This is a genomic window from Pseudomonas sp. Irchel 3A5 (genome assembly GCF_900187575.1).
Lineage (GTDB): Bacteria > Pseudomonadota > Gammaproteobacteria > Pseudomonadales > Pseudomonadaceae > Aquipseudomonas > Aquipseudomonas folii.
Genome location: NZ_FYDU01000014.1, coordinates 118421 through 129732 on the forward strand (window position 1 = coordinate 118421; position 11312 = coordinate 129732).

Annotated in this window: 11 protein-coding genes; 6 read left to right on the top strand and 5 right to left on the bottom strand. The window is 57.6% G+C overall.

Annotated features, from left to right (window positions below):
• The first annotated feature begins 118 nt into the window (after positions 1–118).
• Entirely contained in the window at positions 119–955 is an 837-nt protein-coding gene (gene yghU / locus CKW31_RS22035; RefSeq protein WP_095100073.1) for a glutathione-dependent disulfide-bond oxidoreductase, read from the top strand.
• A gap of 145 nt (positions 956–1100) precedes the next feature.
• Here yghU and CKW31_RS22040 read toward each other — a convergent pair whose 3' ends face one another.
• Together CKW31_RS22040 and CKW31_RS22045 are read right to left on the bottom strand one after the other, a co-directional pair.
• Entirely contained in the window at positions 1101–1481 is a 381-nt protein-coding gene (locus tag CKW31_RS22040) for a RidA family protein (protein WP_095100076.1), read from the bottom strand.
• A gap of 315 nt (positions 1482–1796) precedes the next feature.
• Positions 1797–2723 (bottom strand): LysR family transcriptional regulator, encoded by a 927-nt coding sequence (locus CKW31_RS22045; RefSeq protein WP_095100079.1) that lies wholly within the window; start codon positions 2721–2723, stop codon positions 1797–1799.
• A gap of 410 nt (positions 2724–3133) precedes the next feature.
• Here CKW31_RS22045 and CKW31_RS22050 point away from each other — a divergent pair, with 410 nt between their 5' ends.
• A complete protein-coding gene (locus CKW31_RS22050) occupies positions 3134–4261 on the top strand; it encodes an alkene reductase (protein ID WP_095100082.1) in 1128 nt (375 codons plus the stop codon).
• 631 nt (positions 4262–4892) lie between these two features.
• Here the strand turns inward: CKW31_RS22050 and CKW31_RS22055 are convergent.
• Complete coding sequence (locus CKW31_RS22055) at positions 4893–5306, bottom strand: helix-turn-helix domain-containing protein (RefSeq protein WP_095100085.1); 414 nt, start codon at positions 5304–5306, stop codon at positions 4893–4895.
• 100 nt (positions 5307–5406) lie between these two features.
• Between CKW31_RS22055 and CKW31_RS22060 the strand changes: the two genes are divergently transcribed.
• The gene (locus CKW31_RS22060; protein ID WP_095100088.1) at positions 5407–6363 is read left to right on the top strand and encodes an aromatic alcohol reductase; all 957 of its coding nucleotides are present in this window, start codon (positions 5407–5409) and stop codon (positions 6361–6363) included.
• Here CKW31_RS22060 and CKW31_RS22065 read toward each other — a convergent pair.
• Both CKW31_RS22065 and CKW31_RS22070 read right to left on the bottom strand, forming a co-directional pair.
• Entirely contained in the window at positions 6340–7263 is a 924-nt protein-coding gene (locus CKW31_RS22065; RefSeq protein ID WP_095100091.1) for a DMT family transporter, read from the bottom strand. The genes CKW31_RS22060 and CKW31_RS22065 overlap by 24 nt on opposite strands.
• A gap of 445 nt (positions 7264–7708) precedes the next feature.
• On the bottom strand, positions 7709–8176 hold the full coding sequence (locus CKW31_RS22070; RefSeq protein WP_095100094.1) for a DUF1203 domain-containing protein: 468 nt from the start codon (positions 8174–8176) through the stop codon (positions 7709–7711).
• A gap of 178 nt (positions 8177–8354) precedes the next feature.
• Between CKW31_RS22070 and CKW31_RS22075 the strand changes: the two genes are divergently transcribed.
• The 3 genes from CKW31_RS22075 (at position 8355) to CKW31_RS22085 (ending at position 11279) form a co-directional block, all read left to right on the top strand.
• Positions 8355–10076 (top strand): PAS domain-containing hybrid sensor histidine kinase/response regulator, encoded by a 1722-nt coding sequence (locus CKW31_RS22075; RefSeq protein ID WP_095100097.1) that lies wholly within the window; start codon positions 8355–8357, stop codon positions 10074–10076.
• 113 nt (positions 10077–10189) lie between these two features.
• Positions 10190–10528 (top strand): hypothetical protein, encoded by a 339-nt coding sequence (locus CKW31_RS22080; protein ID WP_095100100.1) that lies wholly within the window; start codon positions 10190–10192, stop codon positions 10526–10528.
• Between the two features lie 220 nt (positions 10529–10748).
• Positions 10749–11279 carry a glyoxalase superfamily protein gene (locus CKW31_RS22085; protein ID WP_176469945.1) on the top strand — a complete coding sequence of 177 codons (531 nt, stop codon included), beginning with the start codon at positions 10749–10751 and terminating at the stop codon, positions 11277–11279.
• The last annotated feature ends 33 nt before the right edge of the window (positions 11280–11312 follow it).

Here is an 11312-nt window from a genome sequence, read left to right on the forward strand (position 1 = left end):
TTCAAATGCGCAGGCAGCATTGATTCCGCGTCACGGCGCTGGCAGGGTAGTCCACCTGAACTGACGTGGCGGCTGCCTGCGCCTCGTTTTCGAATCGTATAGACCGGGAGATTCGCGCATGAGCAATGCACCTTACGTTCCGCCCAAGGTATGGAAAAACGAAGCAGTGGGCGGCCAGTTCGCAAGCATCAACCGGCCCATTGCCGGGCCGACTCACGAGAAAACGCTGCCCAAGGGCAAGCATCCTTTGCAGCTCTATTCCCTGGCGACGCCCAACGGCATCAAAGTGACTATTTTGCTCGAAGAGCTGCTGGCGCTGGGGCATACCGAAGCGGAATACGATGCGTGGCTGATCCGCATCAATGAAGGTGATCAGTTCTCCAGCGGCTTCGTCGATATCAACCCCAATTCGAAGATTCCGGCCCTGGTGGACTACAGCGCCGAGCCGCCCATTCGCGTGTTCGAGTCGGGTTCGATCCTGCTGTATCTGGCCGAAAAGTTTGGTCGCTTCCTGCCCACCGATCCTGCGGGCCGCACCGAGACCCTGAACTGGCTGTTCTGGCAAATGGGTGCAGCGCCGTACCTTGGCGGTGGGTTCGGACATTTTTACGTCTACGCGCCGGAGAAAATGGAATATCCGATCAACCGCTTCACCATGGAAGCCAAGCGTCAGCTGGACGTGCTGGATCGCCGCCTGAGTGAAAGTACCTATCTGGCGGGTGATGAATACACCATTGCCGATATCGCAGTCTGGTCATGGTACGGCCAGGTGATTCTGGGCGGCCTGTACTCGGCGGCTGAGTTTCTGGCAGTGCATGAATACACCCACGTGCAGCGCTGGGCACATGAAATCGCCAAACGTCCGGCTGTTGTTCGGGGTACCCGAGTCAACAGAACATGGGGCGATGAAGCAACCCAAGTACCGGAGCGGCATGACGCTGCGGATCTGGATTGAGGGTGGCATCCATCTGAAGGGTTAGGAATTGCTGTAGGAGCTGCGAAGGCTGCGATGGCGTTGAATCAGGAGGAATGCTTCGCAGCCTTCGGCAGCTCCTACAGAAATGCATCCCAAGCAGGTTAATTCGTGGCGGGATCCTGGCTCACCCCTTCGCCGCCATCGCCGTCACTTCCACGCGCATGCCTTCGACTGCCAATGCAGCCACGCCTACGGCAGCGCGTACCGGCCAAGGCTTGGCGAAGAAGCGTTTGTATACGTCGTTGAATGCGGCGCGGTCGGCCATGTCGGTGAGGTAAATGGTCAGGTGCAATACCCGATCCATGGAGCTGCCGGCCTTTTCCAGCGCCACTTTCAGCGCTTGCAGTGTGCATTCGCTTTGCAGCGTGATATCGCCCAATTCCAGACTGCCGTCAGCATGAGTCGGGATCTGCGTGGAGACCAGCAAGCCACCAAAACCGGCTACGTCAGAAGAGATGGAATCCGAATCAGGGTCCGGGACGAAAGTAATGTCGTGGTTTGCCATGAAGGTCTCGTATCTGGAAAGTAAAAAGGTCACTGACTCATTTGCGTGAACAGTTTACAGCCCGACAGGCATAAAACGCAGGCATGAAAAAACCCGCCGAAGCGGGTTACTTTTCATCAATACCATTCCAACATCCTGTCAGTAGCCATCCGGGCCATGGTGGTCATCCTTTACCTCCGAAGCGCTTCCTGCGTTCCGGTTGATGGGTTTAGATTGCGCTTATGAGATCGATGGGTAAATGGACGATCGACGGCACGCGATGTAAGCCTTTCGCCATTAGTGGCGCTGTTTTTTCTTACATGATGGCACTGCCGGTTACTCCACCCTGTCCCAATAAGGCGGTGTACCAATCGCATTCAAAAAGTAATCCCATACGACCCGTACTTTCTGTGAGCGAAGGCGATTCTCGGGCGATATCAGATGGATCTGACTCGACAAAGGCTCGACACAACCTTCCCACTCGGGCAATAGCTGGATCAGCGCCTTGCTTTTGAAATGCTCCTGATTGAACAGCCACGACGGAAACAATACGATCCCCCTGCCCGCCAGCGCAGCCTCCATCAGCACCTGACCGTTATTGCTCCGTAACGGCCCGTCGACATCGATGACCTCTTCGGCATCATGTCCGGGATGGCGGAAATGCCAGCGCTGGATGCCGCTCACGCCCTTGTAAACGAGACAGGCATGATTGCGCAGATCCTGTGGCGAGGTCGGTTGCCCGTGCTTTTCCAGGTATTCGCTGCTCGCACACAACAAATAGCGCTGATCGCAGATTTTGCGGCCTATCAAGCCCGAGTCCGGCAGTTGCCCGACCCGGAAAATGATATCGGTACCCTCCAGAACGGGATCAATGAACGCATCAGTGACATTCAACTCGACACTCAGCTCTGGGTACTTTTCGTAGAGGCCATTCAACAGTTTCACGATGTGCAGATGACCAAAGGCGACGGGCGCATTGATCCGCACCAGGCCACGAATGTCGCCGACCTTGCCGTTGACCTCCTCGTCCGCCGCGTCCAGCAACTCCAGAACTTCACGAATCTGCACGTAGTAACGCTCGCCCGCATCGGTGAGCTTCACTGCCCGGGTATTCCGATACAGCAGCTGCTGCCCCAGGTCCCGCTCCAGCGCGGCAATGAAACGGGATACCGAAGAAGCAGGCACCTGAAAGTGCCGCGCGGTTGCGGAAAAACTGCCAGTGACGGCGACCATAGCGAAGAATCTATGGGCTTTGAGGTGCATGTGGAAAACTCAGGCGGCGCCTTTAAAAAAGACCTACAACTATCTGATTTGGAATACCTTTCTGAGCTCACGAGCACCGCGAGGCAGCGATGGCGTCCTGCCTGACACACCGCTTTCGCGGCCTCGCGGTGCTCGTGCGCTCCTACAGGTCCCATGTTTGCTGCGCGACAGCGCTGTGTCAGGGACACTGAGGCAACGCCTGCAGCCTTACGAAATTCAACAGATCTGCGCAAGGCGAATCCTGTCAGTTAAACCATCAATTGCTAAAACAGCAATAGTATTTTGCTTTTCAGCTCAATTGTGGCTTCTTTAGCAACAACCTACCATGGAGTCACTTTCATCTGCCGGGAACGCCCTGTACTCGCGGGCTTCTCGCCGGAACCAGATTCTGTCCATGGAGACTTTGATTCATGACTAACCTTTTTGCCTCCTATGACCTCAGCGGCCTGACGCTGAACAACCGTTTCGTCATGGCGCCAATGACTCGCTCACGCGCGCCGGAAGACATCGCCAACGAACAGATCGCGCTGCATTACACCCAACGCGGCACCGCAGGCCTGATCGTTTCAGAAGGCACGCCAATTTCTCGCGAAGGTCAGGGCTATCTCTTCAACCCCGGTATTTTCAGCGATGAGCAAATCAAGGGCTGGAAGCTGGTGACGGACTCCGTCCACAGCGTCGGCGGCAAAATGTTCGCCCAGCTCTGGCATGTTGGCCGGGTTTCCCACACCTCGATTCAGGTCGATGGCAAAGCCCCGGTAAGCTCCACGACCCAGCCAGCCCGTGGTGGCAAGGCGTTCGGTTATACCGAGGACGGCGAGCCCGGCTTCGTTGACACGTCTATGCCGCGCGCACTGACCACTGAAGAAGTCGGTCGAGTCGTTGGAGACTTCGCTCAAGCGGCTGCAAACGCCATCGATGCCGGTTTTGACGGTGTGGAAATTCACGGTGCGAATGGCTATCTGCTGGAGCAGTTCCTGAATCCGCAGGTTAACGATCGTACGGATCGCTATGGCGCGAAAAACCTCGATGATCGTCTGCGTTTCGTGTTCGAAGTGGTTGATGCCGTCAGTGCCAGAATTGGTAAAGACAAGGTCGGGATTCGTATCTCGCCGTACGGTCAGCTGTTCGATATGCCGATCTATCCTGAAATCGATGAAACCTACGCGGCACTGTGCGCGGGTATGAATGAGCGCGGCATTGCCTACGTCCACGTCATGGACCAGACCCACTTCTTCATGGCCGGTGAAAGCTCCGCGGCACAGGAAGAAGCGCTGCGGGAATTGCTCAAGGATTGCAAAGCCAAACTGGGCAACACCGCACTGATCCTCGCAGGCGACATGACCTTGGAGCGCGCTCAGGATCTGGTGGACGCCGGCTTGATCGATCTTGCTGCCTTCGGCCAACCCTTCATCGCCAACCCGGACCTCGTCGCCCGTCTGAAAAATGGCTGGCCGCTGACCACTCCGGATCGCGACACCTACTACGGTGGCGATGCCAAAGGCTATGTGGATTACTCGCCGTACCAACCGGCCTGACGCAGCAAACGAAGGACCTGTGAGAGCAAGGCTTGCCCGCGATAAGAACGCCGCGGTCTATCTGATAAACCGCATTGCCTTTATCGCGGGCAAGCCTCGCTCCCACATGAGACGGCATTTTTTCCGCGGGACCGGCTTTAGCCGGGAAAGCGATATTCCTGACAATACACATCTGTCGGCTGTACCGGCCTCTTCCCGGCTAAAGCCGGTCCCACGACATAGCCCCCGTACTGAGATCACACCTGTGGGAGCGAGGCTTGCCCGCGATAAGAACGCCGCGGTCTATCTGATAAACCGCAATGCCCTTATCGCGGGCAAGCCTCGCTTCCACATGAAATCGCATTTCTTCCGTGGGACCGGCTTTAGCCGGGAAGGCGATATTCCTGACAATACATCTGCAGGCTGTACCGGCCTCTTCCCGGCTAAAGCCGGTCCCACGACATCGCCCCCGTACTGAGATCACACCTGTGGGAGCGAGGCTTGCCCGCGATAAGAGCGCCGCGGTTTATCTGATAAACCGCATTGCCTTTATCGCGGGCAAGCCTCGCAGAGAATGCATTTCAACAGTGAAATCCATTCCAATCCAGAAAGTAGCAGCACACTGCCGACGCGCCGCCATCGCGCAGCAAACTCACTCCACCTTCGCCAGACCCGCTGCATCGTAACGCTCACGAGCCTCACGAAAACCCTCCGCATTGCCCGCCACCCACATCCACAGCGGAATCATCTGCACCAGCAATCCGCGACCTAGCTCAGACAATTCGTAGTCGACACGTGGCGGCACTTCATTGTGATCACGACGTAAAACCAGACCATCCCTTTCAAGCTGACGCAGGCTGCGGGTCAACATCCGCTGTGTCACGCCATTCATGCGTCTGGCGATTTCCGCATGCCTCAGCCGCCCGTCCACGCCCAGCGTGTGAACAATGCCCAGTGACCAGCGATTACCCGCGTGGGTCAGCACCTCTCGCTTCAAACCGTCGTCTTGCGCACTCAGCGCTTCGCAGGCCGCTTGCGATTGTCTGATGATTTCTTCGTTGTCCATTAGCCCCCCCCAGGATCACTCGTGTGCCTACTTATGGCCGCGTCTCAATGGTGACAGGATAACAACCACTCGCCTTTGAGCCGCTATCCGGAGGAAATTCATGCAACTGACCACGCCCGTGAAAACCGACAATATTCTTGTACTGGGAGCCGGGGAACTGGGCACACAGGTCTTACGGGAGCTGGCTGCGATGACCGCTGACAGCGGAAAAGCGCGCATTACCGTTCTGCTACGCCCCTCCGCTGTCGCCACTCAGGACAGCTCGAAAAAATCTGCCCTTGAAGAGCTCCAAACCCTTGGCATCCATTTTTTGCAAGCCGACGTGATCAACGATTCTGTCGAAGCACTCGCCGAGCATTTCCGGCACTTCGATACAGTCATCAGCTGTGTTGGCTTCGTTGCGGGCGCTGGCACCCAACTCAAGCTCACTCAGGCGGCGCTCAAAGCTGGCGTAAAGCGCTACGTGCCGTGGCAGTTCGGCGTGGACTATGACGTGATCGGTAAAGGCAGCCCGCAGGACCTGTTTGATGAACAGCTCGAAGTCCGCGAACTTTTAAGAGCCCAGCGCACAACCGAATGGCTGATCATTTCCACCGGGATGTTTACCAGCTTCCTGTTTGAGCCCGCCTTTGGTGTGGTCGATCTGGCCGAAAACACGGTTCACGCTTTGGGCACCTGGGACACGCAAGTCACCGTCACCACACCAGAGGACATCGGCAAGCTGACGGCAGAAGTCATCTTTGCCGAACCCCGCCTGGTTGATCAGGTGGTGTTCGTCGCAGGGGATACGCTGAGCTATCGGCAACTGGCGGACATGCTCGACGAAAAGCTAGGGCGCACGCTGTCTCGCGTGGAATGGAGCGTCCCGCAACTGAACGCCGCTCTCGCCGCTGCGCCGGACGATTCGCTCTGCAAATACCGGGCGGTGTTTGCCCAGGGTAAAGGCGTCGCCTGGGATAAAAACCGCACGTTCAACGCCACACACGGTATTGAACTGACCACAGCGGCTGACTGGATCGAGCAGAACCTAGTGTCAGCCAAGGGCGCGCTTGTGTAGCACCTGCCTTAAAAGGTCGTGACCACTCACCAGCAGAATCCCGGCGAGCACCAGTGCCGAGCCGATTACAAAGGAGGATTCCAGCGTTTCGTCCAGTAACCACACGCCAAACACCACGCCGAATAAAGGCGTCATGAACGACAGCACGCCCAGGCGAGAACCAAGATAGCGGCCTAGCAGCCAGAACCAGACGAGGAAACTCAGGAATGAGACGCCGATGGTCTGATAAGCCAGGCTGCTGACCGCAACGGTAGTCAGGTTGATGCCGGTTTGTCCGGTTGCCAGAGCCATCATCGCAAGGATCACGAAAGCCCCTGCCAACTGATAGAACAGCGTCAGCGGTGCGGGTGCATCTGACAGTCTGGAGCCGCGAATGGTGAGGGTCGTACCCGCCCAGAGAATAGCCGCCAGCAGACCCAGTCCGTCGCCAACCCGCTGATGCAGCACTGATACGCCGGGGGCTGCGGGGGCGTAGAACGCCAGGACGACGCCAGAGAATGCAATGAGGATTCCGATCCATTGCAGCAACGTCAGGCGCTCACTGCGAAACCGAAAATGCAGGCCGATGGCGACAAATATCGGCGCGGTATAAAGGAAGATCACCATGTGCGCAGCCGAGGTATAGAGCAGCCCTTCGCCTACCGCAAGGTACTCCAGCGCAAACAGTACACCGACCATGATCCCGGCCTGCCAGGTGCCGCGGCGTTTCATCTGCTGCCAGCGCAGCATCAACAACACGCCCACCATCAATGCCGCAAAACCTGAACGCAGCGCGATCTGGAAAATCGGCGCAATGTCCGGTGCTGCAGCCTTGATCGCGACTTGCTGCAGACCCCATACGGTACACAGCACGGTCATCATGACCGCGGCCTGACCGTCGATGGGTTTACGAATATTCACGGGGCTCGATCTCACGCTGTATTGACCGCGGCATTATGAGGTTTGGCAGAAGGGAAATGTGAAGATCTGAATTGATTGCCCTGCGGGTGACTCGAGGTTTGCCTGCAAGCGCTGATCGTGGGACCGGCTTCAGCCGGGAGAGCGGTATTTCTGCAGATGAAGACTCAGCGTCTGTCATGGCCTCTTCCCGGCTAAAGCCGGTCCCACGTCATCAGTGATTGCCGTGGGAGCTGTGCTGTCGCGCAGTAGCCATCGGATCTGTAGGAGTGAGCTTGCTCGCGATGACGTCAGTTCAGGCGATAAATTCGCAGACCCAATGACCGGATCGCGAGCAAGCTCACTCCTACAGGATCCCGCGTTTGCTGCAACACTGGGCCAGCTCCCACGGGGATTTAAGCTAGCAGGCCAGCATAAAATCTCCCAAAGAAACCACATGATGCCACACCTACCCCCGATCAACCCGCCCGGCATAACACCCTCTGCGCGCGTTATGAACATGGATGTAGCTCACATCGGGATTGGCAAATATCTGCTCAATCACCGCTTCCATCGCTACACCCTCCACGACGTCAGCCTCGATCATCATTCCTTCAGCGTCATAGCCCCGCAGCGATAGCAGGCGGATACGCATCGACTCAGGCACTTGATTGATCGTTTCGTAAGTCTGGCTAGCCCCTTCGCGTATGAAAATCGCGTGTGTGGCTCGGTAAGGGGTCATGGCTGGCTGGCAGACGTGATTCAGTAACAGGACCGTCTGGCCAACTTCCGCATCCAGCAATTCGATGCGGTCAGGGAAGCCTGGTTTTTTGTCGACGTGGTAGCGCATCACGCCCAACGATTTCAAGGCGTCATCGGATAAACCAAAAAGCGCCTGATAAGGTTCCGGGGAGAGGCCTGTGATCCGAAAAGTCATGCTGAGCTCCTGCTGAGTGGGAGCCTTTATCAAGCCCGCAACCCAAGAGCATCACACCCCGCTTCTTGCTGTCCAATCCGTATTGCAATCAAAGTGACATCTCACCATTCACGGCTTTTCCCCTGGCTTGTGTGATAATCCCCGATTCGCTCACCTTCCTCCTTACAGAGAACTGCGCATGTCCTATCGGGCACCTCAGGACTTGGCCCTCGACCTTGCACTCTCCGCCCTGCTTGAAGCCCAGGTGCGTGATGGGCATTACGCAAGTCTTGAAGATGCACGTCAGGCGACTCTGCGGATCATGCAAGTTCCCGAGGCCGGAGCCCGGGATGTGACGGCCGAGCAAATCGGTGAGACGGCGCTGCATGACTCCATGGACTTTGCTCGTCTTGCCCTTTCGGCGGTAAGCGGCGTTGGTGTCTGGACCTATGAAGTGGCCAGTGACTGTTTCTACTGCGACGCAGGCATCAGCGAGTTGTACGGCATTGACCCGGTACGGGCGGCGAGCGGCATCAAACGTCAGGATTTTCTCGCCAACGTACACCCCGACGACCTGGCCGCCCTGCGAAAGACCATGGCGGGCGGGCTGGTCAACAGCGGCGATCTCGAACTCGAATACCGCATCGTTCATCCTGACGGCTCGGTCCGCTGGGTGCTTTCTCGTGGCCACACCTATTTCAGTAATACCGGCGAACCGGTGCGGCGCACAGGCGTTGGCATCGAGATGACGGCCCAACGGTTGCTCGAACAGCAACTGCGACAAAGTCAGAAAATGGAAGCTGTCGGCCAACTGACGGGTGGTCTGGCTCATGATTTCAACAACCTGCTGACCGGGATCATCGGCAGCCTGGAGATGATCAGGCTGCGGATCGCGCAGAATCGCGTCGGCGAAATGGACCGCTACCTCGACGCGGCTCAAGGCGCCTCGCGTCGAGCGGCGGCGCTGACCCATCGACTGCTGGCCTTCTCGCGCCGCCAGACCCTGGAGCCCGTCGCAACCGACGTCAACCGGCTGGTCGCAAGCATGCTTGAGCTGATTCGCAGCACGATCGGCCCTGCCGTGCAGGTGCAAGTCCACAACGACACCCATCTGTGGCCGACTCAGGTCGATCCAAACCAGCTGGAAAATGCCCTGCTCAACCTGTGCATCAATGCCCGCGACGCCATGCCCGAGGGCGGCACGCTGACCATCCGTACCGGCAATTGCACCCTGCAGGCCAAGGCCGCCGCCGAACGGGATTTGCCGGTAGGCGAGTACCTGACCTTGAGTGTCTGCGACACCGGCAGTGGCATGAGCAGCGACGTGATTGCCCACGCGTTCGACCCTTTCTTCACCACCAAACCCATGGGGGAAGGCACCGGCCTGGGCCTGTCGATGATCTACGGTTTCGTGCGTCAGTCGGGCGGCAGCGTGCATATTCATTCGATCATCAATGTGGGCACTACCATGACCTTGTACCTGCCAAGGTCCCGGGCCGAGGCCGCGCCATCCGATACGCCGTTTGCCCTGGCCACACCGCCGCTGGCCAAACGCGGCGAAACGGTATTGGTGGTTGATGATGAACACACTGTACGCATGCTGATTCGCGAAGTGCTGGAGGATCTGGGCTATACCGCCATCGAAGCGGAAGACGGAGCCAGTGGGTTGCAAGTGCTGCAATCCAGTCGACACATCGACCTTCTGGTCACTGACGTCGGCCTGCCTGGGGGCATCAACGGCCGTCAGGTAGCAGACGCCGGACGCAGCCTGCGTCCCGACCTGAAAGTGCTGTTCATCACCGGCTATGCCCATAATGCACTGGGCTGGGGAGAGCAACTGGAACCGGGCATGCATTTGCTGACCAAGCCGTTTTCCATGGATGAGCTGACCAGTCGCATTAAAAGCGTCATTACCGACTGACGTTCTCTGCCGGTGCTTTACCAAACCTTTACCTGATCCAGACCTCCGCTTACATGAAACGGGTGTTTCATACGTCCATGGCGAACCCACTTACTTTCGCCAAAGGAGACACCATGTTTTCGAAGATGACCCAAGTCCTGATTCTGTCCGGTAGCCTGCTTGTTGCCGGGGCCGCTACCGCTAATGAACGCGACGTGATCGTCCCCGTTATCGCCGGTGCAGCCGTGGGTGCGGTGTTGGCTACCGTGATAAGCCACTCAAGCCGGGATCACGACCGCCCGCGCTATCAGGAATACCGGCCACAGCCGCGTTACCAGCCGCAATATCAGGCGGTACGTTATGTCCCGGTGCGTCCGGTTGAATACCGCCGCTACGACCCGCCCCGTGGCGGCTATTACGACCACGGTCCCCGCCGGGATTATGATCATGGCCGTGGCCGTGACCGCTGGTAAGGCTTGATCTGCAAGCCGCTGTCATCTGGCAGCGGCTTTTTTCATTCTTCGCATTCCGTCTCCGGGATCGCCTGTGTATGATCGCCACAGGCCAATGCTGCCTGCCGCTCGCTCCCATCGGGAAAGGTGAAAGCATGTTTTCTTCCGAATCCTGCCGCATCTCTTGATAGTCCAGGTTTGGCAACGCGAGCACCAGAAAGCCTAGACTCCAGGAGCTTTCATGTTTTCCATCGAACAAGCCAAGCAAATGGCCAAGCGTCTGCGCGCTGATCTGGCCACGTCCAGTCAGGAAATATCCCACTCTGCCGCACTCGAACTGGTCGCCCATCAATTGGGCCACAAAGACTGGAACACCGCGTCCGCGCTGCTCACCCAGGAAGTTGCCCCAACGGGCATTGCCTTCGACAAATCGATCCCTATCCTGCGATCGTTTGACGAAACCAAAGCACGGGAGTTTTACCTGGACTTCCTCGGTTTCAGCGTTGAATTCGAACACCGGTTCGAAGCAGACCTGCCGCTGTATCTGGGGATAACCCGCTACGGCCTGCAATTGCACCTCTCCGAACACCACGGCGACGCCAGCCCCGGTTCGACGGTATTCATCCCGATGCAGAATATCGAACTGCTTCGCGATGAACTGCAGGCCAAGCGCTATGGATACGGTCGGCCGGACATCGTCGAGCAAGGCTGGGGCAAAGTGCTGGAGGTTTACGATCCGTTCGGCAATCGGCTGCGGTTTTGTGAGGGGTGAAACAGGCAGCGCCCTAAAATAGACATATAAACT

What these genes read in the sequence shown, in the direction of transcription:
- yghU (WP_095100073.1), top strand. Translation starts at nt 119, where the DNA reads ATGAGCAATGCACCTTACGTTCCGCCCAAGGTATGGAAAAACGAAGCA.
- CKW31_RS22040 (WP_095100076.1), bottom strand. Translation starts at nt 1,481, where the DNA reads ATGGCAAACCACGACATTACTTTCGTCCCGGACCCTGATTCGGATTCC.
- CKW31_RS22045 (WP_095100079.1), bottom strand. Translation starts at nt 2,723, where the DNA reads ATGCACCTCAAAGCCCATAGATTCTTCGCTATGGTCGCCGTCACTGGC.
- CKW31_RS22050 (WP_095100082.1), top strand. Translation starts at nt 3,134, where the DNA reads ATGACTAACCTTTTTGCCTCCTATGACCTCAGCGGCCTGACGCTGAAC.
- CKW31_RS22055 (WP_095100085.1), bottom strand. Translation starts at nt 5,306, where the DNA reads ATGGACAACGAAGAAATCATCAGACAATCGCAAGCGGCCTGCGAAGCG.
- CKW31_RS22060 (WP_095100088.1), top strand. Translation starts at nt 5,407, where the DNA reads ATGCAACTGACCACGCCCGTGAAAACCGACAATATTCTTGTACTGGGA.
- CKW31_RS22070 (WP_095100094.1), bottom strand. Translation starts at nt 8,176, where the DNA reads ATGACTTTTCGGATCACAGGCCTCTCCCCGGAACCTTATCAGGCGCTT.
- CKW31_RS22075 (WP_095100097.1), top strand. Translation starts at nt 8,355, where the DNA reads ATGTCCTATCGGGCACCTCAGGACTTGGCCCTCGACCTTGCACTCTCC.
- CKW31_RS22080 (WP_095100100.1), top strand. Translation starts at nt 10,190, where the DNA reads ATGTTTTCGAAGATGACCCAAGTCCTGATTCTGTCCGGTAGCCTGCTT.
- CKW31_RS22085 (WP_176469945.1), top strand. Translation starts at nt 10,749, where the DNA reads ATGTTTTCCATCGAACAAGCCAAGCAAATGGCCAAGCGTCTGCGCGCT.